We start from the raw sequence: 15,831 nt of genomic DNA, 5'->3' as shown, positions 1-15,831 counted from the left end.
GGTCAGAACTCCCAGTCTTCGTCTTCGGTGTTGACGGCCTTGCCGATGACGTACGAGCTGCCCGAGCCGGAGAAGAAGTCGTGGTTCTCGTCCGCGTTCGGTGACAGGGCCGACAGGATCGCCGGGTTCACGTCTGTCTCATCCCGGGGGAACATCGCCTCATAGCCCAAGTTCATGAGCGCCTTGTTGGCGTTGTACCGCAGGAACTTCTTGACGTCTTCGGTGAGGCCCACATCGTCGTAAAGCTGTTCGGTGTAATCGGTTTCGTTGTCGTACAACTCGAAGAGCAATTCGAAGGTGTAGTCCTTCAGCTCCTGCCGACGCTCTGGCGTCTGGGTTTCCAGCGCCCGCTGGTACTTGTAACCGATGTAGTAACCATGCACCGCTTCGTCACGGATGATCAGCCGGATCAGGTCAGCGGTGTTGGTCAGCTTGGCTCGCGACGACCAGTACATCGGCAGGTAGAAGCCGCTGTAGAACAGGAACGACTCGAGCAGCGTGGATGCCACCTTGCGCTTGAGCGGATCATCGCCTCGGTAGTAATCCATGACGATGCGCGCCTTGGTCTGCACGTACTCGTTTTCTTCGGACCACCGGAACGCCTCGTCGATGTCTTTGGTGGAGCACAGGGTGGAGAAGATGGAGCTGTAACTCTTGGCGTGCACCGACTCCATGAACGCGATGTTGGTGAGCACCGCCTCTTCGTGAGGGGTGGTGGCGTCCGGGATCAGGCTGACGGCACCGACGGTGCCCTGGATGGTGTCGAGCAGCGTCAGACCGGTGAAAACCCGCATGGTGAGCTGCTTCTCGACCTCGGTGAGGGTGCCCCACGAGGGGATGTCGTTGGACACCGGCACCTTTTCCGGTAGCCAGAAGTTGCCGGTGAGGCGGTCCCACACCTCGGCATCCTTCTCGTCGGGAACCCGGTTCCAGTTGATCGCCGAGACCCGGCTGACCAGTTTGATCGGTGCTCCGTCGGCCGGCGAATGGCTCTGAGTGGACGTCATCGTTCCTCGCTTACGAGTTCTTCATCATGAAAGTTGTTGTCGGCCAAACACATCGAGACAGCTACTACAGCATGCAGGAGACGCAACCCTCCACCTCGGTGCCCTCGAGAGCCATCTGACGCAGCCGGATGTAATACAACGTCTTGATTCCCTTGCGCCATGCGTAGATCTGCGCCTTGTTCACGTCGCGAGTGGTCGCGGTGTCCTTGAAGAACAAGGTGAGACTCAGCCCCTGGTCCACGTGCTGGGTGGCGGCGGCGTACGTGTCGATGATCTTCTCGTAGCCGATCTCATACGCGTCCTGGTAGTAGTCCAGGTTGTCGTTGTCCATATAGGGGGCCGGGTAGTAGACGCGCCCGATCTTGCCCTCTTTGCGGATCTCCACCTTGGCGGCGACCGGGTGGATCGAGCTGGTCGAATGGTTGATGTAGCTGATCGAACCCGTCGGCGGAACGGCCTGCAGGTTCTGGTTGTAGATGCCGTGCTCCTGCACGGAAGCCTTCAGCTCACGCCAGTCGTCCTGCGTGGGGATCGCGATCCCGGCCTGCCCGAACATCTCTCGGACCTTGTCGGTCTCCGGCGCCCAGGTGCGGTCGGTGTACTTGTCGAAGAACTCGCCGGTCGCGTACTTCGACCGCTCGAATCCGCCGAACGCCTTACCACGCTCCTTGGCGATGCGGTTCGATGCGCGCAGCGCGTAGAAGAGCACGGTGTAGAAGTAGATGTTCGTGAAGTCGATACCTTCGGGCGATCCGTAGTAGACCCGCTCCCGCGCCAGGTAGCCGTGCAGGTTCATCTGCCCGAGGCCGATGGCGTGTGATTCGTTGTTGCCCTTCTGGATCGAAGGCACCGACGTGATCGCGGTCTGATCCGACACGGCCGTGAGCCCGCGGATCGCGGTCTCGATGGTGTGCGCGATGTCTGGCGAATCCATCGTCTTGGCGATGTTCAGCGAACCCAGGTTGCACGAGATGTCTTTGCCGATGTTGGCGTAGGACAGGTCGTCGTTGAACTCCGAGGCCGTGGAGACCTGCAGGATCTCCGAGCACAGGTTGGAGTGGGTGATCTTGCCGTCGATCGGGTTGGCGCGGTTCACCGTGTCCTCGAACATGATGTACGGGTAGCCCGATTCGAACTGCAGCTCTGCCAGCGTCTGGAAGAACTCGCGTGCCTTGATCTTGGACTTGCGAATCCGCTTGTCCTCCACCATTTCGTGGTACTTCTCGCTGACGTTGATGTCCGCGAACGGCACACCGTAGATCCGTTCGACGTCGTACGGGCTGAACAGGTACATGTCGTCGTTGCGCTTGGCCAGCTCGAAGGTGATGTCAGGGATCACCACACCCAGCGACAGCGTCTTGATGCGGATCTTCTCGTCCGCGTTCTCGCGCTTGGTGTCGAGGAAGCGGTAGATGTCGGGATGGTGTGCGTGCAGGTACACCGCACCCGCACCCTGCCGGGCACCGAGCTGGTTGGCGTAACTGAACGAGTCCTCGAGCAGCTTCATGATGGGGATGACACCGGAGCTCTGGTTCTCGATCTTCTTGATCGGGGCACCGTGCTCACGAATGTTGCTCAGCAGCAAGGCCACTCCCCCGCCGCGCTTGGACAGCTGCAGTGCGGAGTTGATCGAGCGCCCGATCGATTCCATGTTGTCTTCGATGCGGAGCAGGAAGCACGACACCGGCTCGCCGCGTTGCTTCTTGCCCGAGTTGAGGAACGTGGGTGTGGCCGGCTGGAATCGGCCTTCGATGATCTCGTCGACGAGGTTGCGGGCCAGCGCGGTGTCCCCGTCGGCGAGGGTGAGGGCCACCATGGCGACACGATCTTCGAACCGCTCGAGGTACCGCTTACCGTCGAAGGTCTTCAGCGTGTAGGAGGTGTAGTACTTGAACGCGCCCAAGAAGGTCGGGAACCGGAACTTCTTGCTGTAGGCGTGATCGAAGAGCCCCTTGACGAACTCGCGGTCGTACTTCGCCAAAACCTCTGGCTCGTAATAGTTTTCCTCGACGAGGTACTTGAGCTTCTCTTCCAGGTTGTGGAAGAAAACGGTGTTCTGGTTGACGTGCTGGAGGAAGTACTGATTGGCCGCTTCGCGGTCCTTCTCGAACTGGATCTTGCCGTCTGCGTCGTACAGGTTCAACATCGCGTTGAGCGAGTGGTAATCCATCTCACCCGGGTTGTGCCCCGACGGGTCGGCATGTGCGCCTGACTTGCTTGCCGAGGTCTCTACTGCGGTTGCGGTTGGCGACACTGTGCTGGCTCCTGTGCGAGTTGATCGAGTGTGAATTGATGGAGGCCGGTGCGGACTCGCTCTACGTCTTCGGCGTCGCCCATCAGCTCGAACCGGTACAGGTACGGCACCTGGCATTTGTTCGAGATGATGGTGCCTGCGAGGCAGAACTCTTCACCGAAATTGGTATTCCCTGCCGCGATGACCGCGGTGATCAGCGAACGGTTGTGTTTGTTGTTCAGAAACTTGATGACCTGCTTGGGAACGAATCCGCCGGGCTCTCCTGACGCCTTCCCACCCCCATAGGTAGGGCAGATCAAGACGTAGGGCTCATCGACGACGAACGTGCCCTCGGGGTCGAACAGGGGGATCCGGACCGCCCGAAGACCGAGCTTCTCGACGAATCGGTGTGTGTTCTCCGAGACGCTCGAGAAGTACACGATCAACGGGGGGCCGCCGGATCCGGCCTCCGCGGAATGTACGGGAATCTTCCCCAATGTCCCGACCTCCGCGATGGTGCTGACGGTAGAGCTAGAAAATGATGAGACGACGTGGATCAGGCTGCGGCTGCGACGAGCGCCTTGATGCGATCCGGGCGGAATCCTGACCAATGGCTGTCGCCGGCGACCACCACGGGCGCCTGCAGGTAACCGAGGGCCATCACGTAGTCGCGGGCCTCGGAATCCTCGGTGATGTCGACGACCTCGTAGTCGAGACCGTTCTTGTCGAGCGCCTTGTAGGTGGCGTTGCACTGCACGCAAGCAGGCTTGGTGTAGACGGTGATCGTTGCGGTGGCCGAAGTAGTCATATCCCAGAACTCCCTGTGTGCGGACCGGTTATCGCTGCCGAAAACGTGTCTCGAGCAGCAAATCGTGTCTTTCGTATCTCGATCTGGCCGGCCTGTCAGTGCTGTTCATAAGAGTCAACCCCGTCGTGCCGTTCAGTGTTCCAAACACTACACCTAGTGTCTGACATTCGGGAGCGACACAACACGTTGCGAATCACATTCATGAAAGTCCCAGGTCGGAAGCTTCGAAAAAATCTGCATCTGGCGTGTCTCGGCGTGTCGTTCGTCACATGTCGCGTCGAACACGAACGGACCGCCGCGGCGAGTCGATCGATCTCGCCACGGCGGTCCGTCAGAGGTGTTGTCGGCTGTGCGAACCCCGCCCTCAGGCGGCGACGGTGGCGTCGACGGCATCGACCAGCACCGTGACGGCGTGCCGCAGCTCATCGACCACCTCTGGCACTTCGGCGACCGGCTTGCCGTCCAGCGTGCCGATGGTGAGGTGCAGTTCGACGTCCTCGACCACCCGGCCTCCGGCGATACCCACCGACCGGCTGGTGTCGTCGTGTGACCACTTCCCGCCGAACTGCGCGAGCGCTGCGCCCAGCACTCCGACCGGCTTACCGGTGAGGGCGCCGGCGCCGTACGGGCGTGAGAGCCAGTCGATGGCGTTCTTGAGAACCGCCGGAATGGTGCCGTTGTACTCCGGGGTGACGATGAGTACAGCGTCCGCATCTCCCACGGTCCGGCGCACCCTGGCAACCTCGGCATCAACCGGTTCGGTGTCGAGGTCCTCGTTGTAGAACGGCAACAGTTCCAGGCCCGAGTACACGTCCACTGCGACGTCGACCGGCGCGTTCTCCGCGGCCACACGCGCCAGCGCACGGTTCACCGACTCGCGTCGCAGGCTTCCGACCAGCACCACGATCTTCGTCGATTCCGTTTTGTTCTCGTTTGTCACTGCTCTCCTCCAAGATTGATTCGACCTACAATCGGTTCAACCGGACCACGGTCCGAATAATTCCGTCGTCGCGACACGCGTTACAGTCAAGGTGTGTCAAAGCCCGCACGGCACCCGGCACCCGGGGCGAACTCCGAGCAGTCCAGCGCAACCGGCGCCGAACTGCCGTTGATCGATGCCCCCAACGCGCCTCGACCGCCCCTTCCCCTCACTCTGACCGAACGCCACCCCGCCGCAATCCCACTGGTCGACGACCAGGAGCCCGAAAGGGCCGATGCCGCTCGCAACCGTCAGTTGCTGATGGAGGCCGCGACCCGCCTCATCGAATCGTGCGGCGCGTCGGCGGTCACCATGGACGCGGTCGCACGTGAGGCGGGCGTCGGCAAAGGCACCGTCTTTCGCCGATTCGGTAACCGGTCCGGCCTGATGCTCGCGCTCCTCAACCACTCCGAGATCCAGCTGCAACAAGCCTTCCTCACCGGCCCGGCACCACTGGGCCCCGGGGACCCGGGCGAAAAGGTCGACCCGTTGGACCGGTTGATCGCGTTCGGCCGCGCCCGTCTGGCGATGGCAGCGGCGCACTTGGATCTACTGCTCGAAGCCGAGGACACCGGACCGCAGCGGTTCAGTCATCCCACCAGGACCGTTGTGGTCACCCACACCCGAATGCTGCTCACACAGATGGGTTTTCGCGGCAATCTCGAATTGCTGTGCATGGCGGTGCTGGCACCACTGGAAGCGCCTGCCATCCACCACATGCTCCACAACGACCACATGGCCCTCGGTCATATCGGTGATCGGTGGGAAGAACTCGTGCGGGCGCTGACGCCGCCGCGACGCTGACTTCGCTGGGCAGCATCGGGGACATCCCGAATCGATCCGACTAGTTGCCGGGTGGTTCGAACTGCGCACCGGCCAGATTCGGTGCGATGCCGTCGTGGGACACGAGTGCGTCGTATTGGTTCAGTGTGGGCCCCACAGCGAGCAGTGAGATGACCGACCAAGGGGCCGGCAGCGGATCTCGTCCGAGTCCGATGACATCGGCGGTCGCAGCGTCGGGGACGCCGAAACGAACCCCCGAATCGTTGACGTAGAAAAGGGATTCGGCTCGCGTGCTGTCGGGTTCTGATCCCGTCGCCTGGATGTAGTGTCCGCGTCCGGGTGTGACGAACGCCGCGTCGAGACCCGGGCCGGGACCGTCGGCTCCGCTGAGCGGAACCGGCTTGTCGCGTGGCCTCAGCGGCAGGACGGAACCGAGCAGTGTTCGTAGCGACGCCTCGTGGTCGTCCACCGACCGTGACCAGGCCGCACATACGACGGGGTCGGCCGTATCGTCCGCGAATCGTGGCGGTGCCGTCGGAAAGTCGTCCGTGGGGAGAATACTGACCGTCTCCACCCCTGTCAGAGCGCCGGGATTGAGTGTCGGCACACTGTCGGCACCCGATCGATCGGCCTGCCGGATGATCTCAGCAGCGACCTCACCGATCCGTTGCACTCCTTGCGCCAACGCCACATAAAACGTCGCCTCTCCCGACAGCGCAGTCACCTTGAACACCGATCCGACGGGGGTGTCCCGACCGAGAGCCGAAGGGGCACCCCGATTCGAAATGTCGGGTACCGCAATGGGATCGGTTTCCGGGAAGGCATTGAGGACCCCCGAGCTGACCTCGCGCACCTCGGCGTGGTCGAGATCGAGAGCACGGCGTACCGGCACGCTCTCGGTGTCGACGCGGGATCGGCGCCCGGCACCGATCAGGTGGACCTGCCCCGCGGACGAGACGAGAACGGCCTCGTCCCCGGGCCCGTCGGTTCCGCCGGCCGAACGCATCTGTTCGCCGAGTACGGGGGCCACGCCTTGCACGGTGGTGCTGACCTGACCGGCCGACGTCGTGTCGCAGACAACCCAGTTCGAACGTTTCGTGTCAGCGGGGCCGGGCAGCGCCGCGGGCGCTCCGGGGATTCCGAGAAGCGGGCCGCGAGCGTATCCCGTCAACTTCTTCTCACCGACCGACTTCGGGGACTCGTCGCTGCCGGTGATCAAACGTGCCGACGCGAGATTGAGGACAGGGTGCAGACGTCCGTCCAGCACCACATACATCGCGCCGGCCTTTTTGCTGATGATGATTTGCGACTTACCAACGGAGCCTTGCGGTTTGATCAACCCGTATACCCCGAAGCCGGCGAGCACCAGTATCGCGAGTATCAATCCCACCATGAGCGATCGCAGCTGCGACCGCATCGGGTCGTGCAACATCCTCACGTCCCGACGGATCAGCGCATGCTCGAGTCTGCGCAGTAAAAAGCGGTATCCGTTGACCTGAGCCTTCGTCGTCAATTGAGCCGGCATGCCGTCCCCCCATCTCCCCGGCGTGTAGCGTATAGCACCATTGGTCCGGTGGAGACGCAGCGCAGCGGAGCTCGACCAGAGTGACGGAGACGCAGCGCAGCGGAGCTCGACCAGAGTGACGGAGACGCAGCGCAGCGGAGCTCGACCAGAGTGACGGAGACGCAGCGCAGCGGAGCTCGACCATATTGCAGTAGACGCAGCGCAACCGGGGGGATGCGAGCGGGGCTCGACCATGACGTGCGGTGTTGATGATTCTTGGGGGGATCATGAAGGTAGTGGTCGCGATCGAAGTTCTGATCGCTGGGGCGTTGGTGCTGTCTCACGACGTGGGCGGTCTCTGGTGGGCAGGGATCGTGGCGGCAATTGCGTTGTCCGCGACGCTTGTCCCGCTGCCGGGCCGTATGTCGCTGGCGGAGCGGACCGGTTTGCGTCTGGGCCTGTGGCGCAGAAGGCTCATCGGTGCAGCGGAGTCGGACGGTTCGAAACCGGATCAGGCACCGTTCGACATTCCCGTATCCGGATCGAATGCGGTCGGTGCACGTTGGGACGGAACGGCTCTGGTCACGGTGGTGCGCATCGACACTCCCCCACCCACCTTGAGTTTCCTCGACCCCAGCGGTTGTCGCGGCCTTCCGCCGATCCCCCTGGCTGCCCTCGCCGAATGCGTTCGCCAGTTCGACATCCGCCTGGAGTCGGTGGATGTGATCAGTCACGGGATACGCACTCACGGCACCGGGCCGGTGGCCCAGGTCTACCGGCGCACGCTGGGCCCGTTGCCTGCCAACGCATATCGGTCGGTGCTTGTTGTGCTGCGACTGGACCCGTCGCACTGTCCGGACGCCGTCGCACGTCGGGGTGGCGGTTCCGAAGGCGCTCTGCGTACCGCGATGATCGCGACCCGCCGGGTAGCCAACCGGCTTGCGGGACAGGGTTTGTCGGCCAGCATTCTCACGGCGGCGCAGATCACCTCCGCGACCGGCCACCTCGCTCACGGCGCCGACACCGGTGAGGTGCGCGAAGACTGGGATGCGGTGACCTCCGATCGATTGCGCATGCGTACGTACGCGGTCGATCCCGTCCACCTCGCCGAAGTCCTCGACACGGTGTGGGCCGTTCCGTCGGTCTCCACGACGGTGACGATGCGGTTGTCGCCGGCAGGGCCGGGCGAGGTCGCGATGCGGACGCTCGTCCGGTTCAACTCTGCGTCCCTTGCTCACTCGGCGATCACCGGGTTGATCGAATTGCCCGGCCGTCAGCGCACAGCGCTCGCGGCGAGTCTGCCGGTGGGGGCTGCCGCCGAGCTACCGCCGATCGGCAGGCAGACGGTGCCGCTGGAATCCCTGTCCGAAGTGGCCCTGTCGGCAACGGGCTGCGGTCAGCTCATCGGGGCGGACCACGCAGGCCGGGCCGTTGCGGTCGACCTGCTGGGTGGTCATGCGCATCGGGTGTCGATCGCCGGGGGCCTACACCTGGCTCAGCAGGTGTTGTTGCGCGCCATCGCAGTCGGCGCTCGAGTCCTCGTCTACACCGACCATGGCGCCGTCTGGCAACAGTTTGTCACAGCCGTCGGGGATCCGGGTCTCCTCGCACTCGCAGGCGGCCGAAACCCCCACGGTCAGTACACCGTGGCGGTCTTTCATGGCGTGGCACCGGCACCCGTCGATGCTCCGACCGTGATCACCGTGGTTCCACCCGGCTCACCCGGCTCACCGGGTGAACCGGCCGACGTCCGGCTGGAACAGAATGAAGCCGCCCCTCAAGACATCTGGGTTGCCACACCCACCGGCAGCGCAATGGTGACGATGGTCGCGACGCCGGATGAGATGGCATTCATCGGCAGTACGCTGCCGGTTCCTTCAAGAGTCTGACCATGTCGAACCGGACGGCTAGTGTCCGGGTACCAGCCCTCGGAAGAATGTGGTGTGGGCCGATGCCGCATGCACGATGACGTCGGGATCGTTGTCACCCAGCCACGCCGCGCGTCCTTGCGGGACAACCAGATGACCTGATGGACCCCGCAGTTCGATCGAACCCGTTGTACACAGCAGAATCTGCGGACCCGGAACATCGAAGAGGATCGACGACGGCCTGCGTAGACCGGTCCCGTCGAGTTCCACCTTCGACAGTCTGAACTCCGCCGCCGGTGTCTGGTAGATCAGTTCGGAATTCAAGGTGTGGATCGAGGGCGCGATGTCACCCGGAGCGACCGGGGTGAAGTCGAGGACGCGCAACAACTCGGGGACATCGACGTGTTTGGGGGTGAGACCACCGCGAAGGACGTTGTCGGAATTGGCCATCACTTCCACAGCGGTGCCCCAGAGGTAGGCATGGAGATTGCCTGCCGGCAGATACAGGCCTTCCCCCGGGGCGAGCGTCACCCGATTGAGCAGGAGCACAGCGAGAACGCCGGGGTCGAGCGGGTAGTTCTCGCCGATCTCCAGCACCGTGCGGGCCTCGGCCGCGAAGCGGTCCTGCCCGGATTCCAGATACCGGATGGCCCCGGCCAGAACGGCCGGGATGAGAGTGGACAACGCCGACTCGGGCAGGGTGATCCAGGTGGTGAACAGGGCCCGCAGGCCCTGCGAGTCCGGTTGGCCGGCAATCATTCCGAGGTGACTGTCCAGCTCGGGAACCTGCAGCACGCGCAGCAGATCGACCGTCTCGCGCACGTCGCGGAAGCCGGCCAGGGCGTGAAACTCGCTCAGTGCCACCACGAGTTCGGGCTTGTGGTTCTCGTCGCGGTAATTGCGGTCCGATGCACCCACATCGATGCCACGCTCGTTCTCTCGCGCGAACCCTTCTTTGGCCTGCTGCAGACTGGGGTGGGCCTGCAGTGACAACGGTTCTTCGGCCGCAAGGATCTTCATCAGGAACGGCAGACGCCCGACGTACCGTTCGGCGCAGAGAGTGCCGAGTTCGGCACGCGGATCGGCGTCGATGACTTCCAGGAGAGTGTTCTCCCGAGCGTCATCACGAACGATCGCGGGCGCTGCCGGGTGGGCTCCGAACCACAACTCGGCCTCCGGGTGCGCGCTGGGTGTGGGCATCCCGCGCAGGGCTGCTATCGCAGTACGCGATCCCCAGGCATAGGGACGGACGACACCATCGAGCAGGCGCATCAACGATCTCCGACCAACCGCAGGTACGCACCCGCCATGTCGACCCTCAATCCCAAGATCATCAGTGGCACAACATCTTCCAGTCCGCTTGGCGCCGGGCCGTCGGCAAGTGTGCCGGGTGCCGGCTGTCCGCCGACCGGTGGAGACGCGGGACCACTGGTCACCACATCGGCATCCGGCAGCACTCCGAGGCGACGACGGATCTGCCACTCGCGATCGGGGGTGGTCAACACTTGTACCCGGACCTGTTGTCCGGCGACCGGTCCGTCGATCTGCGCGTCGTGAAAGATGGGATCGTAGTCCGGCGACAAAGCTCCACCCCCTTTCGCCAGCACCGGTGCCGCCGCCAGCACGTCGCCGAGATCCGTTGCCGTACTGACGATCCCGGCACTCGCGAAGACACTCCTCGACGCGTGGACGGCGAGCGCCAGCGCGGCCGGGGTGTCTGCCGCCCATACTGTGGGATGCCCGACCAGCCGCGACGCCAATTCTTTTGCGGCATTGTGGAACAGCTCGTTGGCGGGGTGGTTCCCAGCGGCTTCGGTGTCGAGCTGATCGGCGAGCGCTTCGAGGTCGGGGTGGCGGCCGGTCACCCGGACCGATCGCAGGCCGGCGAGAACGGCCAGGTAGGCACACACATAGTGGGTGAAGCGGAAACGCGCAGGCACCGGAACCCGCGGCGACATGTCCAGCACCCGCCCGGCCAGCGCGTCGCGCAACGGCCCCTCCACAGGTCCGGCGACAACTACCTCTGCCTGCCGGCGTCCGGCACGGGCCGCCGCGTCGGCGAGCCTGGGATCGCCGGCATCGTCACCGGCGATCACGACCACGTCGAGAGGACCCACCCACGACGGCACCGTTTCGGACTTGATCAGTGGGACGTCGATGTGGGGCGCGGCCAGTGCCAGAACCAGGGCCGCAGCTCGCCCGGCCGGCCCGGCGCCACAGACGATCACCACGGCCCGTGGCCGTAGGTGGCTCAGAGGCTCCAGAACGCCTTCGCTGTGGGCTGCCGACACTGCGCGACACTGCGCACCGGCCAGGGCCGAAGCGGGCAGCAGACCGTCGACGTCTGCGTCGAGCAGTGCGGCGACGTCGTCGAGGTCTGGAGCTCCGGTCAACATGAGACCAGACTAATGGTCCGCACCCGTTCGGGAGCGGAAGAATTGCCGTCCGAGCCGCCGCTCACCGCGGTCTGCTCAGCCCCGCACCACCCCGAGGATGCGGTCCACCAGCTCGTTGACCCGCTCCGCGGTCGGCGCCTCGACGTTGAGCCGCAGCAGGGGCTCGGTGTTGGAGGCACGCAGATTGAACCAGGACCCATCTGCGAGATCCACGGTGACGCCGTCCATCCGGGTGGTCTCGGTGATCTCGTCACCGAAATCCGCGAGGACGGCCGCAGTACGTGCGACCTGGTCGTCGACCGTTGAGTTGATTTCTCCTGAGCTCTTGTAACGCTCGTAACGCGCCATCATCGCCGACAGCGGCTGATCTGAGGCACCAAGCGCGGCGAGCACGTGCAACGCCGCGAGCAGCCCGGAGTCGGCGTTCCAGAAGTCCTTGAAGTAGTAGTGCGCAGAGTGTTCACCGCCGAACACCGCACCGGTGTCGGCCATCTCCTGCTTGATGAACGAATGCCCAACACGGGTCACCACCGGCGTCCCGCCCAACTCTGTGACCAGCTCGGGAACCGCGCGTGAAGTGATCAGATTGTGAATCACGATGGCGCCCGGATTCTTTGCGAGCTCGCGTTCGGCCACCAGCGCGGTCACCGCTGACGGCGACACGGGTTCACCCAGCTCATCGACCACGAAGCAGCGGTCGGCGTCCCCGTCGAAGGCCAGCCCGATGTCGGCCCCGGTCTCGCGGACATACGCCTGCAGGTCCACCAGGTTCTTCGGATCGAGGGGGTTGGCCTCGTGGTTGGGAAATGTTCCGTCCAGCTCGAAGTAGAGTGAACGCACGGTGAACGCCTCAGATCCGCCGAGGACCACCGGAACTGTGTGACCACCCATGCCATTGCCCGCATCCACGGCGACCGTCAGATGCCGCAGACCGGAAAGATCGACGAGCTTGTGCAGATACGCCGCATAGTCCGCCAACACATCGCGCTCGGTCAGGGTTCCCCTGGTGCTCTCGGGGGCCGCCGTGCCGTCCACCCCGTGCACCAGCTCGCGCGAGATGGTGGCCAGCCCGGTGTCCTGACCGACAGGTTTTGCACCGGCGCGGCACAGTTTGATGCCGTTGTACCGAGCCGGGTTGTGACTCGCGGTGAACATGGCGCCGGGCCGATCCAGGAATCCCGACGCGAAGTACAGCTGGTCGGTGGACGCAAGGCCGATCATCGTGACGTCCAGCCCCTCGGCCAGCGCGCCGTCTGCGAAGGCAGCGGCCAGTTCGGGCGACGACTCCCGCATGTCGTGGCCCACCACCAATCCCAACTGGCCCTCGGTGCGCATGAGGCGGCCGAACGAAGCTCCCACGCCCCTGACGAACTCCGAGTCGATCTGCTCGCCGACGAGACCACGTACGTCGTAGGCCTTGATGACGGCGCTGACCAACTCGGGGCTGAACAGCTGTGCGGGACGATCCACGGAATGGCTCCTTCTCATCGGGTGCATGTGCATCCATTGGAACTGGCGAAAAACTGCTCGGTCGACACCGGGGTCGCCGCGCAATCATGACCGAACTGCAGAGCCCCCAGAAAACTGACGCCCCTGTTACATCTTGGTACGCCCGAACCCGATTCGCCGAGTTCGCGGCGGCGCGTCTGGTTTCCGAGAGAGTGAACCTGGTCCTCGTCCGTCGCGTGACGGTGACCATCTGGGCCGCCACGATCATCGTGCTGCTGGCCACCAGGACAATGTCGTTCGGCAGATCGTACGTTCTCGTGGCCCTCGGGCTCGGGCTTGCCGCGGCATCCATCGGACGACGGAACATCCTGTCGGTGGTGCGCGACTGGCTGCCGTTCGGTGTACTGCTGGCGGTCTACGACTCCACTCGCGGTATCGCAGCCTTCCTCGGGATGCCGACCCAATGGCACCTCGCGGTGGACGCAGACCGTTGGATGTTCCACGTCGTGCCGACCGTGTGGCTGCAAGAACACCTCAAGATGGCCGAGGCGCAGTGGTGGGAGGTGTTCACGAGCTTCGTGTACATGTCCTACTTCATCGTTCCTTACGCGGTCGCCGGTTTCCTGTGGCTCAAAGATCGTCTGCAGTGGCGTCGATTCGTCTTGCGGCTCATCACCATCTTCTTCATCGGGTTGATCGGCTACATCCTGGTGCCTGCCGCACCGCCATGGGCGGCGGCCAAATGCACCCCGGCCGAGGTCGCCGACGGATCGGCGTTCCCGCTCTGCATCACCCAGCCCGTCGAAGACGCCCCCGACGGCGGACTGCTCGGCCCCGTGCAGCCGAGGCACGATGGCGCGCAACCGTACGTCGAGCGCATCTCCAGTCGCGGTTGGGATGTGCTGCACATCGGACCCGTCCGCGAGGTGCTCGAGGTCGGGCAGAAGAAGTCGAACCAGGTGGCCGCGATCCCGTCGCTGCACGCCGGTGTCACCGCACTGCTGGCCATGTTCATGTGGGGCCGCACCCGTGCGTTCGGACGCACGATGTACACCGGATACGCACTGGTGATGGCATTCACGCTGGTGTATTCGGCCGAGCACTACGTGATCGACATCTTCCTCGGCTGGGGCCTGGCAGCGCTCGTCATGGTTGGTTGCCACTACGGCGAGCGGGCGTGGACGAACCGCAAAGACCGACGGCTACAGGCGGATTCGCAGGCCGAGTTCAGTCGACAGGATCAGGCAGTACTCGAAGGTGCCCGCGGCGACCTGGTCGAGGACGAGGAAGCGGGTCGGGTCCGCTGAGCGAACCGTTGCCGCGAGGCGCGGGGCGCTCATGGGATCCGATCGATTCGCCGGCACGTACGGGCGACGAGCGGGGCACCAGTCCCCCACCGCCGGCTGCCTCACGGACAGCCTCGGCAAGAGCGGTCAGATCGTCCTCGTCCCGCAGAGGCTGGGCGAACCCACCCTCACTGCGCAACATCTCCCACCCCCGCGGCACGGTGATCCGCGTGGCGTGCGTGTCACACAGGTCCCATGAATGAGGTTCGGCCGACGTCGCCAGCGGACCGACCACCGCGGTCGAGTCCGAATACACAAAAGTCAGAGTTGCCACCGCCGGATTGGCGCAACCGGGCCTGGAACACTGACGTGGGAGCCTCACGGAGGAAGATTATCCCGACCGACTGGCGGGTCGTAGCAGGACACACCGTCCGCGACTGCCTAGACTTGCGCTCTATGGCTCCCATTCGTCCTCCGCTGGCACGACCGCGGCGCCGGCGAACCTCACGTGGTGTGCCCCGGGTCCGCGATCGACGGGGCCGCGGACTGCGTTCGACGTTGCTGCCCACCCACGTCCCCGCCTGGACCAGCCGGTCACAGTCGTTCGATGCGGTGGTGCTCGAGGCATTCGCCGAGATCGACGCGCGATGGCACGCCCGGTTGACTGATCTGGACATCGCGGTGGACGACGTGCCGAGGATGCTTCCGCGCGACCCCGAGACCGTTCAATGGCCGGTGGAGGTGACGGCCGATGGCCCGATCCCTCTTGCGCGGCTCATCCCGTCCGGCATGGACTCGCAGGGGCGAGCCACCAAAGCGCGCATATTGTTGTTCCGCCGCCCGCTGGAGAGCAGGGCGAAAAAAGGTGCAGATCTGCTGGACCTCGTGCACGAGGTCCTGGTGCAGCAGGTCGCAGCACACCTCGGTGTCGACGAGGACACGATCGACCCGCCACCCACCTGAGAGGCGTTGAGCAGAACCACTCTTGCCGAGTCCGTCGACAGCTTTGGAGCAGACGCCCCGAGCTCACAGAGCGGGGGGTGCAGAGAAAAGGGAGACCTAGACGATCCCGCGCTTGATACGGCGACGTTCGCGCTCTGACAGGCCGCCCCAGATTCCGAAGCGTTCATCTTTGTGCAGCGCGTATTCCAGGCATTCCGGACGCACTTCACAACCCTGGCAAATGCGCTTGGCTTCCCGGGTCGAACCACCCTTTTCAGGGAAAAAAGCTTCTGGATCGGTCTGTGCGCACAGCGCACGGTCCTGCCACTGATCTTCGACTGCTTCGAACATATCATCGAATGCCGACGTGACCAGGCTCAGGCGAGGACGTTCAGTTTGGTTGGTTTCGGATGCATTCGATTGCGAATCGACTTGCGGTTCAAGGCTGTTGGTAGCCATGTGTTCCAGAGCCATCGTCCCGCCTCCTCATCTCACTTCGAATTGTGCAGTTGGTCAATCGGATTCGAACAAGTGATCGATCCCCGTGCCCCGCAACAATTCTCGCTGTCAAAACAG

At 64.0% G+C, this 15,831-nt stretch carries 15 protein-coding genes; 4 read left to right on the top strand and 11 right to left on the bottom strand.

Going from position 1 to position 15,831, the window contains the following annotated elements; all coding sequences use genetic code 11:
* Positions 1-2 precede the first annotated feature (2 nt).
* The 5 genes from nrdF to CSW57_RS19235 all read right to left on the bottom strand — a co-directional run bounded on the left by nrdF (position 3) and on the right by CSW57_RS19235 (position 4,988).
* Positions 3-1,007: a class 1b ribonucleoside-diphosphate reductase subunit beta gene (gene nrdF, locus CSW57_RS19260; RefSeq protein WP_023963321.1), complete on the bottom strand. Its 1,005-nt coding sequence runs from the start codon at positions 1,005-1,007 to the stop codon at positions 3-5.
* A 64-nt stretch (positions 1,008-1,071) separates the two neighbouring features.
* Complete coding sequence (nrdE, locus tag CSW57_RS19255) at positions 1,072-3,261, bottom strand: class 1b ribonucleoside-diphosphate reductase subunit alpha (RefSeq protein ID WP_099384149.1); 2,190 nt, start codon at positions 3,259-3,261, stop codon at positions 1,072-1,074.
* Positions 3,237-3,737 (bottom strand): class Ib ribonucleoside-diphosphate reductase assembly flavoprotein NrdI, encoded by a 501-nt coding sequence (nrdI, locus tag CSW57_RS19250; protein WP_223249349.1) that lies wholly within the window; start codon positions 3,735-3,737, stop codon positions 3,237-3,239. The genes nrdE and nrdI overlap by 25 nt, the downstream gene beginning before the upstream one ends.
* 59 nt (positions 3,738-3,796) lie before the next feature.
* Positions 3,797-4,048, bottom strand: a complete 252-nt coding sequence (locus CSW57_RS19245; RefSeq protein WP_030163979.1) for a redoxin NrdH — start codon at positions 4,046-4,048, stop codon at positions 3,797-3,799.
* 364 nt (positions 4,049-4,412) lie between these two features.
* Positions 4,413-4,988: an NADPH-dependent FMN reductase gene (locus CSW57_RS19235; RefSeq protein ID WP_099384147.1), complete on the bottom strand. Its 576-nt coding sequence runs from the start codon at positions 4,986-4,988 to the stop codon at positions 4,413-4,415.
* Positions 4,989-5,081: 93 nt separating this feature from the next.
* Here CSW57_RS19235 and CSW57_RS19230 point away from each other — a divergent pair, with 93 nt between their 5' ends.
* On the top strand, positions 5,082-5,831 hold the full coding sequence (locus CSW57_RS19230; protein WP_370623988.1) for a TetR/AcrR family transcriptional regulator: 750 nt from the start codon (positions 5,082-5,084) through the stop codon (positions 5,829-5,831).
* Positions 5,832-5,871: 40 nt separating this feature from the next.
* On the opposite strand, the gene eccB is transcribed toward CSW57_RS19230, so the two are convergent.
* Positions 5,872-7,335 (bottom strand): type VII secretion protein EccB, encoded by a 1,464-nt coding sequence (gene eccB, locus CSW57_RS19225; protein ID WP_099384146.1) that lies wholly within the window; start codon positions 7,333-7,335, stop codon positions 5,872-5,874.
* A gap of 266 nt (positions 7,336-7,601) precedes the next feature.
* Here eccB and eccE point away from each other — a divergent pair, with 266 nt between their 5' ends.
* The gene (gene eccE / locus CSW57_RS19220) at positions 7,602-9,203 is read left to right on the top strand and encodes a type VII secretion protein EccE (RefSeq protein WP_189339325.1); all 1,602 of its coding nucleotides are present in this window, start codon (positions 7,602-7,604) and stop codon (positions 9,201-9,203) included.
* Between the two features lie 18 nt (positions 9,204-9,221).
* Here the strand turns inward: eccE and manA are convergent, their stop codons facing one another.
* The 3 genes from manA to CSW57_RS19205 all read right to left on the bottom strand — a co-directional run bounded on the left by manA (position 9,222) and on the right by CSW57_RS19205 (position 13,066).
* Complete coding sequence (manA, locus tag CSW57_RS19215) at positions 9,222-10,454, bottom strand: mannose-6-phosphate isomerase, class I (protein WP_099384144.1); 1,233 nt, start codon at positions 10,452-10,454, stop codon at positions 9,222-9,224.
* Complete coding sequence (locus tag CSW57_RS19210) at positions 10,454-11,578, bottom strand: hypothetical protein (protein ID WP_099384143.1); 1,125 nt, start codon at positions 11,576-11,578, stop codon at positions 10,454-10,456. Before CSW57_RS19210 ends, manA begins: the two co-directional genes overlap by 1 nt.
* Positions 11,579-11,653: 75 nt before the next feature.
* On the bottom strand, positions 11,654-13,066 hold the full coding sequence (locus tag CSW57_RS19205; protein WP_099384619.1) for a phosphomannomutase/phosphoglucomutase: 1,413 nt from the start codon (positions 13,064-13,066) through the stop codon (positions 11,654-11,656).
* A gap of 68 nt (positions 13,067-13,134) precedes the next feature.
* Here CSW57_RS19205 and CSW57_RS19200 point away from each other — a divergent pair, with 68 nt between their 5' ends.
* Positions 13,135-14,334: a phosphatase PAP2 family protein gene (locus CSW57_RS19200; RefSeq protein ID WP_099384142.1), complete on the top strand. Its 1,200-nt coding sequence runs from the start codon at positions 13,135-13,137 to the stop codon at positions 14,332-14,334.
* Here CSW57_RS19200 and CSW57_RS19195 read toward each other — a convergent pair.
* On the bottom strand, positions 14,255-14,695 hold the full coding sequence (locus tag CSW57_RS19195; RefSeq protein WP_189339324.1) for a DUF3499 domain-containing protein: 441 nt from the start codon (positions 14,693-14,695) through the stop codon (positions 14,255-14,257). The genes CSW57_RS19200 and CSW57_RS19195 overlap by 80 nt on opposite strands.
* A gap of 74 nt (positions 14,696-14,769) precedes the next feature.
* Between CSW57_RS19195 and CSW57_RS19190 the strand changes: the two genes are divergently transcribed.
* A complete protein-coding gene (locus CSW57_RS19190; RefSeq protein ID WP_051406720.1) occupies positions 14,770-15,276 on the top strand; it encodes a metallopeptidase family protein in 507 nt (168 codons plus the stop codon).
* A gap of 96 nt (positions 15,277-15,372) precedes the next feature.
* Here CSW57_RS19190 and CSW57_RS19185 read toward each other — a convergent pair whose 3' ends face one another.
* Positions 15,373-15,606 (bottom strand): WhiB family transcriptional regulator, encoded by a 234-nt coding sequence (locus CSW57_RS19185; RefSeq protein WP_031333673.1) that lies wholly within the window; start codon positions 15,604-15,606, stop codon positions 15,373-15,375.
* Positions 15,607-15,831 lie beyond the last annotated feature (225 nt).

The sequence above is a fragment of the Williamsia muralis genome (assembly GCF_002735905.1).
GTDB classification, from domain to species: Bacteria; Actinomycetota; Actinomycetes; order Mycobacteriales; family Mycobacteriaceae; genus Williamsia; species Williamsia muralis_A.
The sequence above is the reverse complement of the archived record's forward strand: the minus strand, read 5'-3'. Positions and strand labels throughout refer to the sequence as shown.

What these genes read in the sequence shown, in the direction of transcription:
- nrdF (WP_023963321.1), bottom strand. Translation starts at nt 1,007, where the DNA reads ATGACGTCCACTCAGAGCCATTCGCCGGCCGACGGAGCACCGATCAAA.
- CSW57_RS19245 (WP_030163979.1), bottom strand. Translation starts at nt 4,048, where the DNA reads ATGACTACTTCGGCCACCGCAACGATCACCGTCTACACCAAGCCTGCT.
- eccB (WP_099384146.1), bottom strand. Translation starts at nt 7,335, where the DNA reads ATGCCGGCTCAATTGACGACGAAGGCTCAGGTCAACGGATACCGCTTT.
- eccE (WP_189339325.1), top strand. Translation starts at nt 7,602, where the DNA reads ATGAAGGTAGTGGTCGCGATCGAAGTTCTGATCGCTGGGGCGTTGGTG.
- manA (WP_099384144.1), bottom strand. Translation starts at nt 10,454, where the DNA reads ATGCGCCTGCTCGATGGTGTCGTCCGTCCCTATGCCTGGGGATCGCGT.
- CSW57_RS19210 (WP_099384143.1), bottom strand. Translation starts at nt 11,578, where the DNA reads ATGTTGACCGGAGCTCCAGACCTCGACGACGTCGCCGCACTGCTCGAC.
- CSW57_RS19205 (WP_099384619.1), bottom strand. Translation starts at nt 13,066, where the DNA reads ATGAGAAGGAGCCATTCCGTGGATCGTCCCGCACAGCTGTTCAGCCCC.
- CSW57_RS19200 (WP_099384142.1), top strand. Translation starts at nt 13,135, where the DNA reads ATGACCGAACTGCAGAGCCCCCAGAAAACTGACGCCCCTGTTACATCT.
- CSW57_RS19190 (WP_051406720.1), top strand. Translation starts at nt 14,770, where the DNA reads ATGGCTCCCATTCGTCCTCCGCTGGCACGACCGCGGCGCCGGCGAACC.
- CSW57_RS19185 (WP_031333673.1), bottom strand. Translation starts at nt 15,606, where the DNA reads ATGTTCGAAGCAGTCGAAGATCAGTGGCAGGACCGTGCGCTGTGCGCA.